Origin of the sequence: Novosphingobium sp. fls2-241-R2A-195 (genome assembly GCF_030209485.1) — a bacterium.
GTDB classification, from domain to species: Bacteria; Pseudomonadota; Alphaproteobacteria; order Sphingomonadales; family Sphingomonadaceae; genus Novosphingobium; species Novosphingobium resinovorum.
On sequence record NZ_JARVRY010000039.1, the window covers coordinates 40,661 to 63,779 of the forward strand.

Here is a 23,119-nt window from a genome sequence, read left to right on the forward strand (position 1 = left end):
GCGAGGACACCAAATGAAGCATCTCCTGAAGCCCCTGCCCTTCGTGGCGCTGATGCTGGCTGCTGTTCCCTCCGTGCTGCCCGCCGTCTCCGCTCATGCCGAGGAAGGCGAGCAGAAGCCGAAGCCCGTCTTCCCGCCGATCCAGACGAACGCGCTGCAGACGCCCGCGTTCGACCTTGCCCTGCGCGCCGATACCCAGACGCTCGCGCACCTCTCGCCCACCGGCGAGGGAGCGTTCGACTTCGTCCCTGCGAGCCGCGAGGCAGAACGAGCGGGCGACGGCTACGTCCACATCGGCGACATTCACGTACGCCTGAAGACCGCCGGATCGGACTGGCAGGACTTCTCCTCCGCCAATGCGCGCAAGCAGATCACCGCGCTTGCGGGCGGCAATGGCGTGCTCGCCGCTGCCGACATTACCGCCTCGATGGGCGCGGGCATGCCATTGCGGATCGAGCGCCGCTGGGTGAACGATGCCGGGGTGCTGGCGATGCGCTTTACGCTGGTGAACACCAGCAAGGCGCCGGTCGAGATCGGCGGCCTCGGCATGCCGATGGTGTTCGACAACATCATCCTCGACCGCGATCTCGATCAGGCCCATGCGCAGGCGAGCTTCGTCGATCCCTATATCGGCCGCGACGCGGGCTATCTGCAGGTCACCCGCCTCAACGGACAAGGTCCGGCGCTGCTGGTGCTGCCCGAAAAGGGTACGCCGCTCGAAGCCTACCGTCCGGTGCTGGAGGCGCGTGCCGCGCCCAAGGGTGACATCTTCACCGACCGCAGCCCGCGTTCGCAGGTGTCCGAAGGGTTCTACGACTGGACCGTCGCCAGCAAAGGCTTCGCCGAAAAGGAATGGGCCAAAGCGGGCCAGCAGTGGAACGCCCCCACCAGCTTCACCCTCGCGCCCGGCGAGAGCCGCACCATCGGCCTGCGCTTCGTGACTTCGCCCAGCGTGCGCGCGATCGAGGACACGCTGGTCGCCCAGAAGCGCCCCGTCGCGGTGGGCATTCCGGGCTACGTGGTTCCGACCGACCAGACCGCCAGCCTGTTCCTCAAGTCGCCGAGCAAAGTGGCGAGCATCGAATCCTGGCCGACCGGCGCTCTGACGGCAACCGCCGACAAGGCCGGTAAGCGCTGGGCGCGCTACAGAATCAAGGCCAGCGGCTGGGGCCAGGCGCGCCTGACGGTGACATACGCGGACGGCCAGAAGCAGACTGTCAGCTACTACATCACCAAGCCGCTCGACACCGTGATGGCCGACATCGGCCACTTCACCACGACGAAGCAGTGGTTCGAGGGCAAGGACGATCCCTTCCACCGCTCGCCCGCGATCCTGTCCTACGACCGTGAGGACAACAAGATTCTCACGCAGGACGGCCGCGTCTGGGTTTCTGGCATGAGCGACGAAGGCGGCGCCGGTTCGTGGGTCGCTGCCGCGATCAAGCAGCTCGACAATCCGAATGCGGAAGAAGTCGCCAAGCTGGAACGGCTGGTCAACGAGACCGTGCTGGGCACCCTGCAGGTCGCGGACGGCCCGCAGGCAGGCGCGGTCAAGAAGAGCATCTTCTACTACGACCCCAAGGAATTCCCGGACTACTACGACCCGAAGATCAACTGGAAGAGCTGGACCGCGTGGTCGAAGAAGGACTCCGATGATCTCGGCCGGTCCTACAACTACCCCCACGTCGCGATCGGGCACTGGGTGCTTTACCGTCTTGCGCGCGACAACCAGGGTCTGGTGAAGCAGCACGACTGGAAGTTCTACCTCGACTGGGCCTACCGCACGAGCGTCGCGATGATGCGCGATGCACCGTACTATGCGCAGTTCGGCCAGATGGAAGGCGACGTCTTCCTCGACATTCTGAAGGATCTCAAGCGCGAGGGAATGACCGCCGAAGCCACCGAGATGGAAGGCCTGATGAAGGGCCGCGCCGATCACTGGCGCACGCTCAAGTTCCCGTTCGGCAGCGAGATGGCGTGGGATTCCACCGGTCAGCCCGAAGTCTACGCCTGGATGCGCTATTTCGGCTATCAGCCGCAGGCCGACGTCACCCGCGAAGTGATCCTCGGCTACGACCCGACGATCCCGAGTTGGGGCTACAACGGCAATGCGCGCCGCTACTGGGACTTCCTCTACGGCGGCAAAGTCTCGCGCATCGAGCGGCAGATTCACCACTACGGCTCGGCGCTGAACGCCGTCCCGCTGTTCGACGCCTATCGCCAGAACCCCACCGACCTGCACCTCCTGCGCGTCGCCTACGGCGGCATGATGGGCGGGATCACCAACATCGACCAGGAAGGCTTCGGCTCGGCCGCGTTCCATTCCTGGCCCGACATGATGAAGTGGGACGTCATCACCGGCGACTACGGCATGGGCTTTTACGGCCACGCGATCACCTCGGCGAGCTACATCGTCAACGACCCGCAACTGGGCTGGCTTGGCTTCGGCGGCGATCTGGAGAACAAGCGCGCACAGGTCAGCTTGACTCCGAAGGACGGCGCCCGCCGCCGTCTGTTCGTGGCGCCCGCAGGCCTGTGGATCACGCTGGAGGCAGGCCGCATCCAGAGAGCGGCCTACGATACGAAGTCCGGCAAGGTCGTGCTCACGCTCGACCCGGCCAGCGCCACTGCCCCCAGCGCGCGCCTGCTTTTCGAGACGACGACCAGCGGCGGCCGGACTTACGCGACCTCCACCGGCACGGCGGACCGGGGTGGCTATGCGATCCCGCTGGGCGCTGCGGCAACTACCGTCACGCTGGCTCCGCGCTGACATGAAAGCGCTGCTTCAGGCATCGGCACTCACGCTCGCCGCCCTTCCCAATCCGGCGATCGCGGTGCCGGTGCCTGAAGCTCCGGCACCAACGGCCATCCCCGCCTGCGCGGCGGGGACATGGAGCGTCGCCGCGACCGACCCGTCCGACGTGGCGAACTCCGCCCTGCCTCTCCAGATGCAGAGCGCGCATTTCGCGCTGCACTGGAAGCCTGGCACGGTCTCCGACGCCGATGCGCAAGGGGCGGTGAAGCACCTCGAATACGTGTGGGACTACTTCACTGGCACCTTGCACTTTCCCGAGCCGCACTGCGGGGCCACCAGCAAGCTGAAGGTCAATGCCTACATCGGTGTCGATTACGGACTGACCGGAGGCGCGGATTCCCTCGGCCATCCGGGTATGTGGATCGGCCCGGGCGCACTGCGGGACCGTTTCGGGCTGGCGCACGAGCTGACCCACGCCCTCCAGGCCGCCACCGGCCACCTGATGGATTCGCCCTATACCGGCTGGCTGTTCGAGAGCCACGCCAACTGGATGACCGTGCAACTGCCGGAATTCCAGGACAAAACGCATTGCTCGGTCCTGCTCAAGCAGTACCCGCATCTCTACTACGGCTCGACCCGGACGCGGTACTGCAACTGGCAGTTCCTCGAATACATCAAGGACCGCCACGGCTTCGACGCGATCAACGCCATCTGGCGCGAAGCCCCCGGAACCGACGATCCGGCACACCTAACGACCGATCCGTTCAGTGTACTCGAACGGCACCTAGGGTGGTCACAAGCGCAGCTGAACGACGCCTTCGGGGACTGGGCGCTCCATAACGCAGGCTGGGACTACCCCGGCATCCGGGGCGCGGCCTTCCGCCGCGATTACGGCGGGTACGAACAGAGCACCGGCCCGGGCATCCTCTCCGCGACCGTGCTCGATCCGATCGATCTGGCGAAGCGCCGCTTCGCCGTGCCGGAAATGTGGGCCCCGCAGCGCTGGGGCTACAACATGGTCAAGCTCCATCCCGATGCGGGCGCCGCCCGCGTGACGGTGTCGTTCCGGGGCGTCGTCCAGCAGACGAGCGCCGCCGCTGCCCTGCCCGGGCATGCCGACGAACCGGCTTCCGTGCCGCCGCCCGCCTCGGACTGGCGCTGGGGCCTCGTCGCCATCGGGGCCGATGGCGCGAGCCGCTACAGCCCGCTGCAGCACGGCAGCATCGCCAAAGCCTCCATCGCCCTGCAGCAGGGCGACACCGGGCTCTTTCTCATGGTCATGGCCACCCCGTCGCAGATGCAGCAGATCCGCTGGAACCAGCCCTGGTACGCGATCTACCGCTATCCATGGATGGCACAGTTCGAAGGCGCGATGCCCGAGCGCTATCAACCCGGCACCCCCGAGCCGATCGCGGGCGGGCATCGCCATACAAACGGCGGCGGCTGGGTCGGTCCCGGCGCCACCGTCTCCGAAAGCGCTTACGTCGGGCCTTACGCCCGGGTCGTTTCGGGCACCGTCTCCGGCCGTGCGCGGATCGAGGATCATGCCGTGGTGCTCGATCGCGCTGAAGTCCGCGACCAAGCCGTCGTGGGCGGGCTGACCGTCCTGCGCGGAGACACCGTCCTGCGCGACCGGGCCGTGGCCCGCACCGCGATGCTGGGCATCGGCGAGTACGAGAAGGGTATCGTCCTTTCCGGCACCGCGCAGAACATCGGCGATGTCGAGCAGCGCGGCGGTTCCGCCGCCAGGGGCGTGTTCTACGGCTTCGTCGATCCTGGCACAGTGCAGGACCCGGCCCACGGCGCCGATTTGACGGCACCGGTTCAGGAGGTCACCGCACCTGTGCATTATCGCTGGCCCGGCTGACCCTTCACCGGGCGCCCCCAAGCTCGACGGAGCGGCAAATGGCCACCGGAACTGATTGCGGGGTGGCTCAGGCGCAGCTTTCCCGAGGAGCCGCATAGGCAGGTGTCGCACGAGACCATCTACAGGAGCCTGTATATACAGGCGCGCGGGGTTCTGAAAAAGAAACTGCTGGAGCATCGACGTGTTCGATTACATCGAGCGTTTCTACAATCCCACCCTCAGGCACTCGACCCTGGGCTATCTCAGCACTATCGACTTCGAACGCCAGGCTAGGGTAGGCTAAGCTAAGAACCTTATCTCTGTCCATCAACCGGCAGCAGGCCAAGCCCCGCAAGGCAGTGTGAAGGTCGAGTAGCCGACCGGCCGGAAATCTCGTTCGTCAGCGATGCACGACACCGAAGGCGACGGGCAGCTATCTGCCGATCTGAGCCGGAAAGCCGCCTTTCCGGAATGGCCATGAGAGCCGAACAGCTGCCCTTGGCGTTCCGGTGGGTCTCGTCGAGGAAGACCAAGTTTTCTGGCCGCCGGAAGATGCTTCAGAACCAACATAACAGAACTCGGCGCAAGCCTACATTGCGAGGTCTGCGCCAGAAGATTTGTTTGCCCGCCTCGCCCTCTCGGCCTGCGCAGTCGCATGTTGCAGATTGGTATAGTGGTAAGGGCCGACCGCATAATGCTGCTCCATGGTAACGATAAGGTCTGGATCCAAAACGCCTTCCTCGGTGAAGCAGCCGCCCTCATTGTACCAGCGATCTTGTCCGTCTTCACTGCTGTCGGAAGGCGGTCCGATGCTGGTCCTGCCGCCATACATAGAATCGCTGATCAAGCGAAGATCGGCGTGAATCAGCGCAAGTTGGCGGCCGATCATCTCTAAAGCAACGACCGTCCGCTCCTCGGACGTGTAGGCGCTGCACGCACTTTCCCCGTCAGCTTGGCTTGCCTCGTTCGCGGCGGAGGCAAAGGCGCTGAAATTAGTGGTTTTTGGAAATTGGTCGGACATGGAGCATCTCCGCAGGAGCGGGAGTTGCCAAACTCTCAGTCGCACATTGCTCGAAACCGAAGCGCGATCCTAGCGACATGGGGACGAACGTTTTAGATACTAGTGCGGCATCGAGAATGTGCCGCCAGCGACGGAGTCACTGCATTGCGGGGCGCGTCGCTGCCGACCATTGCAACCTTCGCCCCGCTGTAGCACTTGGTCCCGATACTCAGCGAACGCGGATGCGGAGAACTCATTTTGAGCCGGATAAAATTGGTAGGCGGGCCATGCGATGGGAAAGGCCTCAACGGTGAATTCGGCGACGAATTGAGGATGGTGCGGACCCATGATGGCTATGTTCGGTGGACACAGCCCAATGAGCCGCTGATACCGAATGAACTTTATCGACGGTCGCTTCGGAGCCGCGACAAGTTTGTGTGGCAACCCTGATCGGCCGTGGGCAGAACATCGCGCATATCCGCTTCCGGGGGGTTTGCGGTCAGTCGCCGCTATCGACCGATGGCGTAAAGTTGCCGCAACATCGCCGCGACGTCACGATCTCGATCCGGCTTACTCGGAAGCTCAATCCGATCGCGGACTACTATCGCTAGATAAGTGGCGATCGCGTCTGTCGGTGCATCGGCTTCGAGCAATTTCAGCACTTGAGGCGCGTACATGTCGTATTCGTCGGCGGCTTCCTCGATACCGCGCACGCCGATCGGGTCCCAAGCCCAATGCAGGACGATTTGGATCATTTGAAGGTTGGGGTTGCTGCTCATTGGGTGGTTCTGCGTAACGTATCGAACGGCGGCAATGGGGCGAGGTTGACAGTCGTCATGGTGCAGGCTTCCTCGCGCTGAAGAACGCATAGAACTGGTTGAGGGCCTCGCCGGCTTGAGCGATGCGCTGAAGATCGTCATCCGACGACGCGCACACCCCGGAGAGGATAGCGCCGAGGCCGGGGGTTTCTGGACGGTTGAACTTGCCATCGGCGATGTCGAGATCGTGAATGATCTCGCCTATGGCGACCAGAGCCGGGTCACCTGAGAGACCGGCGCGCAGCACGATGGTCTCGAAGCTGCAGCGGTCTTCCTCATGGGTGAACTCCGCCTCGGCCATGTCGAAACGAAGCTCGCCAGGCCCATGCAGGTAGCTGCGAGCGTCAACGAACTTGAACGCCGCTTCGGGATCCACGAACCGGCGAATGAGCCAGGCGCAAGCTATCCGATCGACGTGAACGCCGCTGCGCGTCACCCAGACCTTGGATTTGAGGTCGAGGGGTTGCTCGGCGAAGGGTTGTGAGCGGCAAACGTCCGGATGCTCGTAACGCTGTCGATCGAGCTCGGCGAAAGCCGCTTCCGCGTCTCGGCGGCCTGGTGCTCCGAAATAGTCGAGGGCAGTGACCTCGCTCATCCGCTTCTGAAGGCGCGCGATCTCGCTACCGCCTACAGGCCCCGTTTCCAGCAGGCGGCGGGCGTTCTGGGTGATTTCGTCGTAATCAGTGTCCCGGGCCGCATTGAACAAGGCCTGCACATCCCCATCGGTCATACCGACTAGAAGGCTGGCTTCGATCAGAATTGCCTCGCCCCCATTCATGACGATCTCGTTCAGCAGTTCTAGAAAGGTTGCTTCGTGCTCCGGCGTCTTGGGCAGAACGTGAACTGCATTCTTGATCGCCACGGCGCCGATCGCCTGAAGTCGGCGCCAGATTTTCACCCGTAGATATGGCGGTTTCGTGGGCAACTGGTGAAGCAGCGCGATCCACTCGGAACGAGGTGTTGCTTGAATCATGATATAGATATATCTCAATGATGCAGTGGTGGGAATAGGTATATCTAATGAGGCGTGCGACGGTGGGATGGCTCTCGGGGTACGTGATGGGAATGGCGGCTGTCTGTGCAGCGACTGCGGCACCAGCCCAAGCGCAGGAGGTTCAGGAAGGCCTGTCGATCTCCGGGGCGGTGCGTCTGCGCTACGAATCCATCGACGGGCAGCCACGGGTGGGCTTCAACAGACGTGATGATTTGCTCAACTTGCGTACCAATATATTGGCTCGATACCGCAAGGCTGACATCGAGGTCGCGGTCGAACTTTATGATAGCCGGGTCTGGGGTAACCGGGTTGGTACGCCTGTATCGACGAACGAGGTGAACGCGTTCGAGCCGGTTCAGGCCTATGTCGCGGGAACCTTTCAGAATCCGCTGGGCGCTGGTTCGAAAATCACACTCACCGCCGGGCGCATGATGCTCAACCTTGGTTCGCGGCGTCTTGTCGCCGCCGACGATTACCGCAACACGACCAACGGCTATACCGGCGTGAAGGCGGATTTCGCCGCCCGTGGTGCGTGGAAGGGCTCCTTCATTTACACTTTGCCGCAGGTTCGCCTGCCAGATACGTTGGCGGATGTTCGTTCGGCCAAAGTGAAGCTCGATCGGGAAAGCTTCGACCTCGTCCTTTGGGGCGGTCAACTTAGCCGTGCGAAGACCATTGGCCCCGCAACCCTCGAGTTCACGTATTTTCATCTGGGAGAGCGTGACGCCCCGGGGCGGCCGACCCGTGACCGTTCGCTCGATACCTTCGGTGGCCGCCTGATCCTGGAGCCGAAGTCTTCGCAATTCGACTATGAAATTGAAACGTTCTATCAAACCGGGTCGGTCAGCACCTCAGCAACGGCATCCGCCCAGCGCCAGAGCGTGGCTGCGAGCTTTATCCATGCCGACGTGGGCTACACTTTCCCGGGCGTTTGGACGGCGCGTTTGTCCGTCGAATATGATCGCGCGAGTGGCGACAAGTCCGGTGGAAAGTCTGGCCGGTTTGATACCCTCTTCGGTATGCGCCGCGCCGACCTCGCGCCGGCTGGGCTCTACAATGCCCTCGCACGAACCAACATCGAAACGGTCGGTATCCGGCTCGAGGCCAAACCCAGCAAGCGCCTCGACTGGTTCGTCGCCTACCGGCCCATGTGGCTTGCTGCCCGGCAGGACAGTTTCTCGTCCACCGGCGTTCGTGACGCTTCCGGGCGGTCAGGCGATTTCGCTGGGCACCAGTTGGAGGGGCGCGTGCGGTACTGGCTGTTTCCGAAGCGCCTGCAGTTTGAATTCGACGGTTTGGTGCTCGCCAAGGAACGCTTTCTTCGTGACGCTCCAAACGCCGCGGCGGGTAAATGGTCGCGATATGTCTCCTTCAACCTGATCGCGACCATCTGAAATCCTCTCAGCACGGGTTACCCCGAGAGGGCAAAGTCCAGCATGATTGACCGCTTCTGGCGAGTGAGGAAAAGTCTGCTGCAGATGAGAACGACTGGGGTTGGACGCGACCTGGCGGATAGCGGACCTTCCGTCCCGCGGAATCTGCAATCCGGTGCTGAGGGTCCGAAATGGGTCGACGACGGGCCGGCAGCTACGCGCCCTAGTCAGCCACTCGAGGGCCTATCTGGCGTGCCAGGAAGCCGTCTGTCCGGTTACGCTCGTCGACCCGATCGGCCGGCAGTCGGGATGGGTGGATTGCAGTCCGCCCGATTTTGAAAAAGCAGATGCGGAGAGTCGACATGTCCGGAATTTTGGACCTCTCTGAAAACGACTATGGTGTTCTAAGAAATGGTGACGATTCGCTGCATCAACTGGAGCGCATCTGCGCCCTGCTCGTGGAACGTTTCGAGTACCTCACGCGGGCGACCCGTCAGGAAATGGGTTCGGCGGTCAGCTTTGCCCGAACAGCGCAGGTGCCCTTCAGCATAGCCCATGTGCGCACCGCGACAAACCATCATGCGATGGGAGAAACCTTATTCCATTTGCATCGAACAAATTGATTGATAAAGAGCGCCCGCTTCAAGCGGGGGGGGGGGGGAATATACCTGCCGAAGATCTAAGCGTGCTTGTGACCATGCGCTTTTACACCTGCAGCGAGGCCATTCTTCCGTGGTCTCACCGCCCGTTCGGTAGCAGGCGCATTCAGAGGCGTGCGAAAATCAGCGCCCCCCGTCAGCGTTTTCTGCGCTTGCAACATGAAGCGAGTTTCAGAATAAATGTCGTGCCTTTTTAGGGCATCCTCTCCCACACTCCTTGAGGGCTGGTCTTTAGGACCGGCCTTATTTTTCCTTCAAGCGTCGCAGACGAACAGCGGCTGCCTGACCCCGTCGCCAGGCTACCCAGTCCATTTCAGCATCATCGACCGCTTCGCATATCTCGAGGTCTGTGCCAATGTCACCCAGGCGTTCGTGCACCGTGTCGGTGTTGCCAAGCTGCGTATTTCGGAAAGCCTCGATCCGACTTCGCGTTGTCGGCGAACTGTGCGAAGGAAGCCCCCCGCCCCGCCTGCACACCTGCACAAAAACCGAGCGTTCGAAAGGCTGCGGTCTTGCTTCGGCTTCGCAGCCTCCCAAGTCGAGAGGGCCGCCCATAATTCACGACCCAGTCACAAAAGGCTGCGAGATCTCCTCGCTAGCGCGGCACCAGACCTTCTCGGCACAGTCTGGATCACCTTCCACGAACGGGGAGTTCCCTTGAGCGTCTCGGTCACATCCTCACCCAGCATCGATAGCCGTTCGCTGCAGCATGACGTGCAGGAACAAGTTGTCGGGATAACGACGCGCTCCCGAAGCAGGTGATCAGGGACCGATTTTCTGACAGGCTTCTTGGGCTCGAAGGCGGCAACACCGGCCGTCCGGCTAGCAGCGGACGCGGCGAGCCGGTCCTCCTCGCGTGCGTCCGCCTCAAGCTCTTGGAGTTCGAACTCGATCTACTCGATAAGGCGGCGCGTACGCTCGGCGCTTGTGCCCAATTACCGGGATCGCGGCACATTGTCATGAGCCACAAGGCGACCGACTATTTGGTCCAGCTATTTTTGAGCGGGGACCCTCACAAGTTCGGCGTCGATCTTTGCGAGCACTTCATCAGTGACCGTATCGGAAGAGTATGACTGGATCTGCTTTAGTGTCATACCGCGCGCCATCTCGATTTGCGGGTTGCTCACCAAGTCTGGAAGATATTTCGTGAGAATGGCGCTCGTTGCCGGATTTTCCAGCAAGGTGCCGATCGAGCTGGTCGAAGTCGAAAAGGTGCCGGACGGGGCCGAGACGGCAGCTGGCTCAGCTGCACTGGCCCATGCCGGCGCAGCAACCGCGAAAGCCATAGTCCCGGCAATGAAGATCTGACGAAGCATAAGTTCAATCCTCTCTCAAATGTTGTTATTTGACCCAGTTCGGTCAGCCGTTAGTCCTATTTTTGCTCGACCCCGAGGACCGGCTGCCTACCTGCTTGCGCTAACGGTCGCTTTTGCGACACACACAATCGGATGGCCAAGAACAGCAAACCGAATCGCCTATTGAGCGACACAGTATCGCACAAAGCCGAGCCCCTGGCATCATCTAGATCGACCCACGCCCGCGCAGTGCGATCCGGCAAGGCATTGCAGGAAGCCATGTTGGCTCTACTCCAGCGTAAACCGTTCGATCAGATCAGCGTGCGTGAGATCTGCTCGGAAGCCAAGGTCCACTACGCCACCTTCTTTCGTCATCACGAGACCAAAGAGGCTCTGCTGAATGCAATCGCCAAGGACCAAATCGCCCACCTCAATCAATTGACGCTGTCGATCCGGGATGCCGAGAGTTACGAAGCCGGATTTGAAGCCTTGTGCGCTTACGTCGCGGATCATCGCGGTCTATGGGCAATCCTTCTCAATGGCGGAGCCGGCGGCGCCATGCGGGAGGAATGGCTGCGCGTCTCCATGGTCGTGGCGAAAGAGGAGAAGCCGATCAATGCCTGGCTCCCTACCCAACTTGGTACGATATGCGCTGCCTCGCTTATAGCCGAAACCCTCGCCTGGTGGGTTGGTCAACCCGAAGAGGCCTACAGCGTATCGGAAATTGCCGGGATCCTTTACCGGCTCCTTTCTACGTCCATCATGGCACCGGACTAAGCGATATGAGGCGCCAAGTATGGCTAGGCCAAGGCCGGACTCGAGCGCGCGCGTCTGAAGCATTTGGACGCTAGGAACTATCCGCCAGCAACTTCGAAAGAAACAAGATTTGAAAATCTAACCGAGGGAGAAACCGCCCGCGGATGCAACGGCCAGATCCCATCGCCGGCCCCATGCCGGAAGGTCTGCGGTTGTGAGATCGCACAGCCCTTCCGTTTACAAGCCTCCTACCGGGAGCCAAATGCTGCGCGGAAAGTCACGCCGAATTCACGCGGTGCGGTCACCGAGACACCCGCGTAGCGGCTGCTGTAAACCGTCGAGCCTATTCCCGAGACGCTGAAAGTGGGCGGACGCAGATAAACATCGGTGACTGACGTGAACTGCGCCAGTTCATCCTGACTGATCAACTTCGTCACATCAAAGAGGTTCTTGGCGTAGACCGACACTTCCCAGGAACCGTCCTGCGAGCGCAAACCGCCGAAAAGATTGAGCAGGCCGTAAGCTCTCACATCATCGTAAGGATTGTTTGGATCAGTCCTGGATTTACCCCTCCAGCTGAACAGGCCGCGCAGGTAGCCGTCCATCTTGTCGCCAACGGGCAGAGTATACTCGGCCCTGAGTACGCCCGACCATTCGGGCTGAAAGGTTGCCGACTGCCCACCCCCAGGACACTGCGCCACGCGTTCACCGCCGTAGGCCTGCTGCATCTGCGCGAGCGTGGGGGTGACTGCATCCGGGATACCATCGGAACCGACGGCCCCGCTCTGATTGTTAAGGGCATCCGTGCAGGCCAGCAGGGCATTGCCGATGCGGCTGCGAGCGAAGTTGACGGTCGCACCAAGATTCAAGCGCGATGTTGGCGTGAAGTCCAGCTCGGCCTCGATCCCGTTGACCTTGATCGGTACCGCGCTCACGAAGTTGAAGTTGCCGATCGTCGGGGCGCCCGCCGAATTGATGTTGATGTAGGCTATGCCTGCGCCGCCTGCTCGATACGGATAGTTCTTGTAGTCCTGATGATAGGCGGTGAGGTTGAAGTGCAGTTTGCGGTTAAGCCAATCCGACTTCAAACCTATCTCGTAAGATTTCGAGCTCTCCGAAGGCAGCGCAATGTGGGCAACCTCGTTCGGGGTGTAATCGGCGTTCGTGAAATTTCCGATGGCCACGACCGGCGGGCGCCATGAACTGCCGGTCGATGCATAGACCATAAGCCCCGGTGTAAACCGATGCTTGATGCTGGCGCTGTAGATCGTGGTGTTTTCACTGACGTCAGATTGCGTGCCGTTCTGGCGAGTGCATTGCCCCGCCGCATACATCTGCGGCGTGCAGCTGATGAAAAGCCCGTCACGGTTATCGGTGAAATGTATGCGACGCAATCCGCCGGCAAGTTCAGTCGATTCAGTCAGATGAAACGTCAGATTGCCGAAGAATGAATCTTCCATGGGCGTGCCTTTCGCGACGTAGATCGGCGTGTCGGTGACGCTCGGTGACGCTATCGGTATGCCCGGGCCGGCAAGGCGAAGCTGCGTGATGCTTAGGTCGCTGAGATTGGTCTGCGACGGAACCGCATAATGGAAATAGCCGGCTACATAGTCGAACAGACCCACAACCCGATCCAGGTTTTGCAGGCGCAATTCGTGGCTGCTGGTTGTCCCCTTGGTATCCGCGATCTGCGCGATTTCCAGACCGGGGAAAAAATTCGCAAGATCGCGCACGCCGTAGCTATGGTATTTCTGGGACGTGGCCGAACCGACATAAATGAGGCGCTGGCCCAGGAAATCGACTTCGGCATTCCAGTTGTAGAATTGGAACTTCTGGGTGGTGATACTTGGCCGTGACTGCACGGAAAGCCGGTCGCTTAGGCCGATATCGCCATAATCCGGCGCGCCCGCACTGGGGACGTACCGGGAATCATACTGGCTTACCGACCGCACCTGATCAAAGCGGCGCCCGTCATTCTGCATCCCTTCGTAAAGGAAGCCGAGGCGAAGCCAGGCAGTAGGTTCGAAGCGAACCGCTGCGCGGATCGCATTGATCTCGCTGCGGGGCCTTTCGTCGCTATTCACACTGGTCACACGATTGCCGCGATCAACGCTGTGAACTCCCGCAATCCGTATTCCCAAGACATCCGCGATGATCGGGATGTTGAGCGCTCCGTTGAAATTGGTCGCACTTGCCGAACCGAGAGTACCGGCGAGGTAGCCCCCGGCTTCGAGGAGCTCGGGCTGTCTGGTGGTCACCGTGACGGATCCCGACGGTGTAGATCGCCCGCGTAGAGTGCCCTGCGGACCACGCAGCACTTCGATCTGCCCGACATCGTACATCGTCTGCATCACAAAGTTCGACGGAACGGGCGCGTCGTTGCGATAGTATTGGATGGTGCCGTTTTCGGCGCTCACATTGACGTCGTGATTGACACCGCGGATGGAGGATGAGGTTCCAATGCCGTTCGCATTGGGGGTGAGTTGTAGTCCCGGAACAACCGAGCTGATTTCCGTGAAATTCCGGATGTTCAGCTTGGTAATCGCATCGGCAGTGACGGCATTCACAACGAGCGGCACATCCTGAAGACTTTCATCGCGCCGGCGAGCTTGCACAATGATTTCGTTCACTGCCGTAGCGTCAAGGGAGCCAGCTGCGCCTGACGATTCCGGTTCCTGTGCCAGCGCCGGAGCTGTCGTGGCCAGCGCGCCTATGCCCACGAGTATGCATGCGTTCCTGCTACGCATCGAATCCCCTTCCCTAGCTGTTCTTTTTCTGGCTGACATTTTGTGCGCCACACTATCGCATTCGTCAATTAGCTTGTGGCATTCGAACCAATCGTTCGCTCTGGCGAAATCCGCGGCGTTGCCATGAGATGAGCCGGAGAAACCAACGGGTTATGCCGGCTCTACTCGTCGTTCAGCCTATTACTCCGACCGTAAAAGGGCCAAGTCCCGATCGACGGCGTCAAGCGCGTCATTGGTGAATTGACCCGGAGCGAATTTCTGAATGGAACGCAGGGTCATCGACTTCGCCATTCCGATGCGCTTGTCAGTGGTGATCCCTGGAAAGTGCTGATCGAGCACTGCCCTGGCCCTTGTGTCTGCCAGAAGAATTGCCAGCTTCGTAGCGCCGGTTGAGTACCCCGAGGTCGCTGTCTCGACACGAGCGGCAGGGATAGTCGGCGGGGGCGAAACCGCTGCCGACTGCTGGATTACCGATGGACGATTGGAGGAAAGATCGAGGTCAGCAGCGGGTGTCAGCTTCAGGTGAAGCTCCGAAAGTCCCCGGATGATGAAGCTCGGCTCGAAGTTGAGTTTACGCGCACCGCGGGGGCCGTGTATCTCTGAATCCAGGTCGATGTCGGAGGTATACTGGAGAAGCTTTTCCAGGATAATCCGGACTTCGACCCGTGCGAGCGGGGCACCGGCGCAGGTGTGCGCGCTGCGACCAAAGGCAACGTGTTCACGAATCTTCGGCCGGTTGAGCTTGAACTCCTGGGGATCTTCCCAGCGCGCCGGGTCGCGATTGGCCCCAGCAATCGACAGCATGATCTTGGTTCCGGCCGGAACCGGTATATCGCCGATCCTGGTGTCGCGGCGCGCAAGCCTGGCCGTCTGCTTGGTCGAACCTTCCAGGCGCAGAACTTCCTCGATCAGCGCGGGGATGAGCTTGGGATCGGCCCGGAGTTTGTCCTGCAGGTCCGGCACGTCAACGATATAGCGCATCGCATTTCCGAGGAGCTTTGCGCTCGTATCCTGGCCCGCACCAAACATGAACATACCAAGCTTGACGATCGCCATCTCGTCGGGAAGCGTGCCATCGGGATAAAGCGCGTTTGCCAGTTCCGAGAGAATATCCTCACGCGGATTGGCGCGTCGCTCGGCGACGTATTGCGCAAAGTACCCACCCATGATCATGAATGGATGATCTTCCGCATTGAGATCGAGTTCGCCATCGAGATTTCCGGGCGGCGGCGCATCCTGGATAATATCCATGAACTTCTGTCGATCTTCGGCCGGAATGCCGAGCAGGTCAGCGATGACCAGCGTGACGAAGGGCGTTGCGATCGTCCTGACCAGTTCGACGCCGCCATTTGCCACGGCGTCACGAACGAGTTCGTCCGAGAAAGCTTGAATGAACTCCTCGTTCGCCTTCAGACGCGAGGGCGTGAACAACCGATTAACGAGAGAGCGCAGCTGCACGTGCGGATTATCGTCAAGATTGACCAGCAGGTCGCCGCCATGGAACTCGTCGCGATGCGCTTCGAGCTGCGCAGTGATGTCGGACCCGTGCGGTGTGAACGGGAGCGGCGCGGAGGCCCCCTGCAGACCGATAATCGCGGAGAAGTCTTCGGAATTACGCATTATCTCAAGGGTTTCCTCAAACCCCATGACCATCAGATAATCCTTGCCTTTGGGCTGATAGACCTTCCCCTTGCCCCTGACCGCTTCGAAGTAGGCGTAAGGATCGACGAGGATCTCGTGGTCGGTGAAGTAATCGCGATCTGCCAATTCAGTCATGTTGTAGCGCTCCTGCGTCATGCCCGCTTCTGGCCGGCAAGCAATGTCCGTTCATTTAGTCGTCCGCTGCAATCCTCACTCGCAGCCCGTCGAGTGCATCGGTAACCGGCAGTTGGCACGACAGGCGGGAATGACCGCCACGGTGGCTGGACGAATCAAGAAGATCGTTCTCGTCGTCACTCATCGACACGAGAGCGTCGGCCGGACCGGCTTCGATATGGACGTGGCAGGTCGCGCACGAGCAGCACCCTCCGCACAGCGCCAGCATTTCATCGAACCCCGCGTCGCGTATGACTTCCATGACGGTCTGTCCGGGCTTCGCCTCGAGAACCCTTTCTTCTCCTGAGACACCCACGACGGTAATTGATGCCATTTCTCCGCTCTCTTTCAGGATGTGTGCTCTTAGCCCCCGTCACCGCCGTCGGTGCGGCAGATGTTCTCCGGCGGCGCACCGGAATTTCATGCGATACAGTGTCGCATAAACTGATCATCGTAAGGTCGTCAATCGGGAACGGGTTAGGTTCAGGGCTTGGAAGCTAGCTGGCAGGCCCGACTTTTCAGGAAAGAACAGTAGTCGCAAATCCTTCTGACATCCGGTTCCATCGCTAGAAAGTCTCGACCTTGGCGCGCCCTGCCTGACAAAGCCTCGCCCCCTCGGTCCTGCGGGGCAGCCTGCGTGCGCACCAAGCTTCGATGCGGATTATCGCTGCAGCGTTATCCGTTACGCTCCTGGGTGCCAAAGGTCTGGTGAGAACCAAAGCCCATGAGCTTGACCGACCTCTCCGCACCCAAATTCGAATGGTCAGACCGCCTTGACAGTCCGAGCGCGCAATTATACGCGACACAGTGTCGCACATAAAAGCGATATTGGGAGTGCGGTGGGCATCGCTGCAGTAATGCGGGCGTCCTCATGCGAACATCGGGCAAATACAAGACATGGCGAAGAACGACCCCATCAGAGCTGCCGCCGTATCGGTGAAGTTGGCTCTTTTGCTATCCGTCGCTGCATGCCCGACGTTGGCACGCACGCAAGATGAAGCTGCAGCGCCGAGCTACGCAGCCAATAATCTCGAACTGGATTTTTCCGATCCGCCGATGGATGCCCGCCCACGGGTCTGGTGGCACTGGATCAACGGCAACATCACTGGGGATGGAGTTCTCAAGGACCTGGCCTGGATGAAGCGCGTGGGTATCGGCGGCGCGCAGTCGTTCGATGTGAACCTCCAAAGCCCGCAGATCGTGGATCAGCGCCTGGTCTACATGACGCCCGCCTGGCGGAGGGCTTTCAAGCACGCAGCCAAGGAAGCTGATCGCCTCGGCATCGAGCTCGCCATTGCCTCCTCGCCCGGCTGGTCCGAAACCGGTGGACCATGGGTATCTCCGGCCGACGCCATGAAAAAGCTGGTCTGGAGCGAAGTGCTGGTCACCGGCGGCAAGCGCGTACCCCTTTTGCTCCCTGTCCCGCCGTCCGTAACCGGGCCTTATCAGTCGATAGCCGCCAGGTCCGGCACAAACTCGACGATCAACGAACAAGCCCCTGATGTCCCGCCTCCGTACTATCGCGATGCCGTTGTTGTCGCCGTGCCCGTCTCGCTCGGAAAAAACTCGGCCCTACCGACATCCGCAGACGCCGCAGGAAGGGCTATCGATACACACAAATTGATCGATCGCGATCTGGGTACCGGCATCGATCTGGCCAAGGCAGCCAAGGGGCCGACGCTCCTCACGGTTCGCTACCCGGCCCCTCGAACGATCCGCTCCGCCACCCTGTTCGTGCCCGGTGGGGCGGGCAAGTTCATCGGCGCCAACCTCGAGGCGAGCCTCGAGGCGGAAGTCACGCCGGGCAAATGGACGTCCATCGCCGACATTCCCATGGGACGCGTTCCAACAACGCTCGGTTTCGGGCCCGTGACCGCCCGCAATTTCCGTATCTCGTTCCGGGACATCAGCAGCCTGCCAAACATTGCTCCGCCACCTGCGGGAGTCGATCTATCGGCGCTCGCTGCCGGCTTCTCAGGTGGAAAGCCCAGTACCGCGATACGCATCGCCGAATTCGTGTTGTCCGGGGAGGATCGGATCAATCGTTTCGAGGCCAAGGCGGGCTTTGATGTCGTACCCGATTACTATGCGCTCGACATCGGCCTTGCCAATTCATCAGGCCTACCCCCAGGCAAGGTCATCGACCTGACTGATCGCTTGCAGCCTGACGGGACGCTCGCTTGGACGCCGCCGGCCGGAACCTGGCATATCATTCGCTTCGGCTATTCCCTTGTTGGCACGATGAACCACCCGGCTCCGATCGAGGCAACCGGCCTTGAGGTGGACAAGTACGACGCAGATGCAGTCCGGCGCTACATGGATCACTACCTTTCGACCTACCGCGAAACGGTTGGTCCCGAGCTCATGGGCGCCAGGGGTATCCGGGCCATTCTCACCGACAGCATCGAGGTCGGCGCGGCCAACTGGACACCGCAAATGGTCGCCCAGTTCAAACGGCTGCGCGGCTATGATCCGATCCCCTGGATGCCCGCACTTACCGGGACGATCATAGGGTCTCGACAGGAAAGCGAACGCTTCCTGTACGATTTTCGGCGGACCCTGGCGGACCTTCTGGCCAGCGAACACTACGGTACGGTTGCCGAGGCGGCGCATGAGAATGACCTTGTCGTCTATGGCGAGGCGCTGGAGGATCACCGCCCGCAACTCGGCGATGATATGGCGATGCGCAGATGGGCGGACGTGCCCATGTCCGCCATGTGGTCGTTCCAGCGCGACCGCGGGCCCAAACCGACCTACCTTGCCGACATGAGAGGCGCCGCGTCGGTCGCGCACATTTACGGGCGCAAGTACGTTGCCGCTGAATCGTTGACCTCGATGCTCTCGCCGTGGGCATTTGCCCCGAACGAGCTCAAGCGGATGATCGACCTCGAGTTCGTGAGCGGGATCAATCGCCCTGTGATCCATACGTCGGTGCACGTCCCCGTGGACGACAGGAAACCGGGCCTGCGCCTTTCCATCTTCGGACAGGACTTCAATCGCAACGAGGCCTGGGGGGAACTCGCCCGCCCGTGGATCGACTATATTGCCCGCAATTCCCTCATGCTCCAGCAGGGCACAAATGTTGCTGATATTGCCTACTTCTACGGCGAAGACGCCCCGCTGACATCCCTGTTCGCAGATGCGCCGGTTGCCGACATTCCTGCCGGAAGCGCATACGATTTCGTAAACGCCGATGCTCTCCTCAGCGTGTTGTCCAACGATGGTGGCGATCTGGTGAGCACTGGAGGAGCACGCTACCGCGTGCTCTACTTGGGAGGCTCTGCCAACAAGATGAGCCTGGCTGTTCTCAATCGAATTGCTGAACTGGTGGAAGCGGGCGCCACGGTCATCGGGGCTCGGCCCATCAGCGACCCAGGTCTCTCGGGTGATCCTGCCCGCTACCAGGCATTGCTGCTGAAATTGTGGCCGGGCCCCGCCGTCACCAAAGTCGGGCGCGGTCGGGTAATCGCGACAAGCGATCTTGCCGCAGCCTTGTCTCAGGCTGGCATCGTGCCCGATGTCACCGTGGACGGCGCCCAGGAGGGCGCGGCCCTCCCGTTCGTTCACCGCAAGCTGGCGGATGGCGACAGCTATTTCATTGCCAACCAGAAGGATCGCCGCGAAACGATCACCGCCCGCTTTCGGATCACGGGAAAAGCCGCGGAACTCTGGCATGCCGACACGGGCAAATCGGAACCTGTCAGCTTCTCGGTCAGGGACGGCGTGACTTCGGTCCCCCTGACTTTCGAGCCGGACGAATCGGTACATGTCGTCTTCCGCAAGAACACTTCAGAAACCGACTACAAAGTCGCGCCGCTCAAGCTGACGGAAGCTGCGGTCCTTGGCGGCTCATGGGACGTGGCATTCGAACCGGCGCGAGGCGCGCCACCCCATGCCCGCCTTCCCGAACTGTCTGCGCTCGACGAGAACGCAGATGCGTCCATTCGCTATTTCTCTGGCGTCGCGACGTACACGAAAGAATTCTCGGCGCCGCGCGGATGGAAGAAGGAAATGCCATTGTTCCTCGATCTCGGCGATGCGCGCGAAATCGCAGAGGTGAGCGTGAATGGGCAAATGGCCGGCTACGCCTGGCATCAGCCTTACCGCATCGACATCTCTTCCCAGATGCGTTCCGGCAAGAACCGGCTTTCGATCCGCGTAGCGAACTTGTGGGTCAATCGCCTCATTGGCGACGCCCAGCCCGGCGTCACGAAAGTGACCTGGACCGCAACCCCGACCTACCGGAAGGACGCGCCCCTGCGTCCCTCCGGTCTGCTCGGCCCGGTGCGGCTGCTGAACCCGTGGTAATTGCGAACGAACACAAAACGGCCCTGCTTCAGACGCAGGCCTCAAGCAAACGGGAGAATGGCAAGTGGGCGATATCAAGCGGGCGCTGAGAACAATGCTGCTGGCCTCGGCTATCGTGACCACGGCAGTCGTCTCGCCTTCTCTCACGGCCAAAGATCGGACTGCGACCCAAACCACCGCCGCCCGGCCCGCAATCGACCTGTCACATGGCTGGCGCTTTCGTTTCGGCGATGAACCCGCCTCAGTCACGGGAAGCGACTTCGACGACCGCGACTGGCAGCAAGTCTCCGTCCCGCACAGCTGGAACCACATCGGCGCCTATGCACTGACGCGCGGCGCCGAAACCGATAACCGGCAGGGGGTGGGCTGGTATCGCCTAAGGGTCGATGCGCCAAAGGCCAAGCCGGGCGATCGGCAATACCTGGACTTCGCAGCAGTTGCCAAACTCGCCGACGTCTGGGTAAACGGCCGCCATGTCGGCACCCACAAGGGTGCTTTCGCCCGTTTTCGCCTCGACGTTTCCGATGCCTGGAAGCCGGGCCAGCGCAACTTGGTCGTGGTGAGTGCCGACAACAGCAAGGTCGAGCCCGGCAGTTCGACCTCCGAAGTCATCCCGCTCTCGGGCGACTTCTTCGTGCATGGAGGCATTTACCGCGAGGTTTCACTGCTCCAGCTCCCGGCAGCCTCGATCGATCCGCTCGATTACGGCGGTCCTGGCGTATATGCGCGCGCGACCAGGATCACGCCGCAAAGCGCAGCCGTCGAAGTCCGCACGAAGCTGCGGAATGCAAGCGCGTCGCCTCGAAACCTCACGCTTGCAACCAATATCCGCGACGCGCGCGGCAAGATCGTGGCCCGCTCGGTTCAGCGCGTCATTCTGGCCCCTGGCGTGGGCGAGCAGCGCGTTGCGCTGGACATCGCCCGCCCCCATCGCTGGGATGGCAGGGCGGATCCGTACATCTACTCGGTCACCTCCACCATTTCGGACGGCAAGACCCAGCTTGACCGTGTCACGCAGCCGCTGGGCCTTCGCTCGTTTCGCTTCGATGCAGACGCCGGTTTCTTCCTCAACGATCGGCATGTGAAGCTGCGCGGCGTCTCCCGCCATCAGGACGCGCTTGGATCAGGCTGGGCGGTCACGCCCAGACAGCATGCCGAAGACATGGCGCTGATCGAGGAACTTGGCGCGAACACCATTCGCCAGGCCCATTACCAGCATGCCGATGCCTGGTCCGATCTGGCAGACAAGGCGGGCATGGTCGTCTGGGCCGAGCTGCCTTACGTCACCACACCCAGCGTATCGGGTGGAAAGGGCTCGGACGCTCTGTGGGCCAACGCCGAGCAACAACTGCGCGAGCAGATCCGCCAGAATTACAACCATCCCTCAATCCTCATGTGGTCGGTGGGCAATGAGGTGGATTCGGCCAAGGGCTTCGGCCAGAAGGGCGCACCACCGCTACCGCTCGCGCTGCTCCGGCACCTCAATGCGGTCGCCAAGCAGGAAGACCCGGATCGCCCCACGACCTTTGCAGACTGCTGCGAGGGGCTTGGTCTCATCCAGACCGCGGGCGAGAAACTCGCCGGAACTGCAGATCTCATCGGTTACAACCGCTATTACGGCTGGTACTATCCCAACCCGTTGCAGGCGCGGACCGACCTTGGTGCCACGCTCGACAAGTTTCATCGCGCGCACCCGGCGCTACCGATGTCGCTTAGCGAATACGGCGCCGGCGGCGCGATCAGTCAGCACAGCGACGACGTATTGAACGGCTTCGTCAATTTCGTCGGCCGCCCCCACCCCGAAGAATACCAGGCGTGGATCCACGAGCAGACCTGGCCGAGCATCGCAAAGCGCGATTTCGTCTTCGCCAGCTGGGTCTGGGCGATGTTCGATTTTGCCAGCGACCTGCGCGACGAAGGCGATGCCGTAGATTTGAACGACAAGGGGCTAGTCACGGCAGATCGCAAGCAACGCAAGGATGCCTTCTGGTTCTACAAGGTCGCGTGGAGTGATGCCCCTGCCCTGCATTTCGCAGGAAAGCGCTATGTCGACCGGGCCTATCCGGTCATGGATGTGAAAGCCTATTCGACTGCCGCGTCGGCCAGCCTCACGATCAACGGCAAATCGATCGGCCAGGCGCCTTGCCCCGATCTCGTATGTGAATGGAAGAATGTTGCCCTTCGTCCCGGCAGCAACGCGGCAGTGGTCACGACGACAACCGGCGGCAGGACACTGCGCGACACCTCCACCTGGAACGGTCCTGACATCGAACGGAACGGTCTGCGTATCAATGCTGGCAGTCTTGCGGGGCTCGATCTCGGTACCCGGCATTTCGGCTCAGACACCTTCGTGAGAGGCGGCAAGCCTGTCATACTCAATCTCGTGGGCTTTGGCGGCCGCTCGATGGCGCCAATCCGGCAAGTGCAGGCCGCCGACCCGGCCCTGTTCGACTACTGGCGCGACGGCGATGCCTACGCCTACGATATTCCACTGCCTGACGGACGGTGGATGGTAACCTTGCATCTGTTCGAGCCGCGCAAGACCTCCTCACCCGATCAAGCACTTGCCGTAAAAGCGAACGGTCAATCGGTCATCCACGATCTCAATATCCTGCGCGAAGCCGGCGCCCCGCTCAAGGAATTGGTCCGCAGCTTTCCGGTGACAGTGGTCGACGGCCGTCTGGTTCTCGAATTCGCAAGCGTTTCCGGCAATGCCGCTTTGGCCGGCATCGAGATTTCGCGGTGAAGCCCGC

General features: G+C 61.2%; 14 protein-coding genes and 2 pseudogenes. 8 read left to right on the plus strand and 8 right to left on the minus strand.

What is annotated here, in order from left to right; genetic code table 11:
* Positions 1 to 13: 13 nt before the first annotated feature.
* The 3 genes and pseudogenes from QRN25_RS24925 to QRN25_RS26465 all read left to right on the plus strand — a co-directional run.
* Positions 14 to 2,770 (plus strand): DUF5695 domain-containing protein, encoded by a 2,757-nt coding sequence (locus QRN25_RS24925; RefSeq protein ID WP_285022095.1) that lies wholly within the window; start codon positions 14 to 16, stop codon positions 2,768 to 2,770.
* A 1-nt stretch (position 2,771) separates the two neighbouring features.
* On the plus strand, positions 2,772 to 4,622 hold the full coding sequence (locus QRN25_RS24930; RefSeq protein ID WP_285022096.1) for an Svx/AvrXca family virulence/avirulence protein: 1,851 nt from the start codon (positions 2,772 to 2,774) through the stop codon (positions 4,620 to 4,622).
* A gap of 36 nt (positions 4,623 to 4,658) precedes the next feature.
* Positions 4,659 to 4,811: pseudogene (locus tag QRN25_RS26465) on the plus strand (IS30 family transposase); the annotation flags it as partial.
* Between the two features lie 379 nt (positions 4,812 to 5,190).
* Here QRN25_RS26465 and QRN25_RS24935 read toward each other — a convergent pair.
* From QRN25_RS24935 to QRN25_RS24945, 3 genes are all read right to left on the minus strand, one after another.
* The gene (locus tag QRN25_RS24935; protein ID WP_285022098.1) at positions 5,191 to 5,622 is read right to left on the minus strand and encodes a hypothetical protein; all 432 of its coding nucleotides are present in this window, start codon (positions 5,620 to 5,622) and stop codon (positions 5,191 to 5,193) included.
* Positions 5,623 to 6,110: 488 nt separating this feature from the next.
* On the minus strand, positions 6,111 to 6,380 hold the full coding sequence (locus QRN25_RS24940; RefSeq protein WP_285022099.1) for a hypothetical protein: 270 nt from the start codon (positions 6,378 to 6,380) through the stop codon (positions 6,111 to 6,113).
* 55 nt (positions 6,381 to 6,435) lie between these two features.
* Positions 6,436 to 7,392, minus strand: coding sequence for a chromate resistance protein ChrB domain-containing protein (locus QRN25_RS24945; RefSeq protein WP_285022101.1), 957 nt, complete (start codon positions 7,390 to 7,392; stop codon positions 6,436 to 6,438).
* Positions 7,393 to 7,478: 86 nt separating this feature from the next.
* Between QRN25_RS24945 and QRN25_RS24950 the strand changes: the two genes are divergently transcribed.
* Both QRN25_RS24950 and QRN25_RS24955 read left to right on the plus strand, forming a co-directional pair.
* Positions 7,479 to 8,807 (plus strand): alginate export family protein, encoded by a 1,329-nt coding sequence (locus QRN25_RS24950; protein WP_285022103.1) that lies wholly within the window; start codon positions 7,479 to 7,481, stop codon positions 8,805 to 8,807.
* A gap of 341 nt (positions 8,808 to 9,148) precedes the next feature.
* Complete coding sequence (locus QRN25_RS24955) at positions 9,149 to 9,409, plus strand: hypothetical protein (protein ID WP_211151415.1); 261 nt, start codon at positions 9,149 to 9,151, stop codon at positions 9,407 to 9,409.
* 612 nt (positions 9,410 to 10,021) lie between these two features.
* Here QRN25_RS24955 and QRN25_RS24960 read toward each other — a convergent pair.
* A pseudogene (locus QRN25_RS24960) lies at positions 10,022 to 10,377 on the minus strand (IS66 family transposase zinc-finger binding domain-containing protein); the annotation flags it as partial.
* Positions 10,378 to 10,437: 60 nt separating this feature from the next.
* Positions 10,438 to 10,761 (minus strand): hypothetical protein, encoded by a 324-nt coding sequence (locus QRN25_RS24965; RefSeq protein WP_248006245.1) that lies wholly within the window; start codon positions 10,759 to 10,761, stop codon positions 10,438 to 10,440.
* Between the two features lie 132 nt (positions 10,762 to 10,893).
* Between QRN25_RS24965 and QRN25_RS24970 the strand changes: the two genes are divergently transcribed.
* Entirely contained in the window at positions 10,894 to 11,517 is a 624-nt protein-coding gene (locus tag QRN25_RS24970) for a TetR/AcrR family transcriptional regulator (protein WP_285022107.1), read from the plus strand.
* Between the two features lie 227 nt (positions 11,518 to 11,744).
* Here the strand turns inward: QRN25_RS24970 and QRN25_RS24975 are convergent, their stop codons facing one another.
* From QRN25_RS24975 to QRN25_RS24985, 3 genes are all read right to left on the minus strand, one after another.
* Entirely contained in the window at positions 11,745 to 14,126 is a 2,382-nt protein-coding gene (locus QRN25_RS24975; RefSeq protein WP_285022108.1) for a TonB-dependent receptor, read from the minus strand.
* Between the two features lie 297 nt (positions 14,127 to 14,423).
* Positions 14,424 to 16,040, minus strand: coding sequence for a cytochrome P450 (locus tag QRN25_RS24980; protein ID WP_285022110.1), 1,617 nt, complete (start codon positions 16,038 to 16,040; stop codon positions 14,424 to 14,426).
* 34 nt (positions 16,041 to 16,074) lie between these two features.
* Entirely contained in the window at positions 16,075 to 16,392 is a 318-nt protein-coding gene (locus tag QRN25_RS24985; protein ID WP_211151408.1) for a 2Fe-2S iron-sulfur cluster-binding protein, read from the minus strand.
* Positions 16,393 to 16,955: 563 nt separating this feature from the next.
* Here QRN25_RS24985 and QRN25_RS24990 point away from each other — a divergent pair.
* On the plus strand, positions 16,956 to 20,366 hold the full coding sequence (locus tag QRN25_RS24990; RefSeq protein ID WP_285022112.1) for a glycosyl hydrolase: 3,411 nt from the start codon (positions 16,956 to 16,958) through the stop codon (positions 20,364 to 20,366).
* Positions 20,367 to 20,430: 64 nt separating this feature from the next.
* Positions 20,431 to 23,112, plus strand: coding sequence for a glycoside hydrolase family 2 TIM barrel-domain containing protein (locus QRN25_RS24995; protein ID WP_285022113.1), 2,682 nt, complete (start codon positions 20,431 to 20,433; stop codon positions 23,110 to 23,112).
* Positions 23,113 to 23,119: the final 7 nt, after the last annotated feature.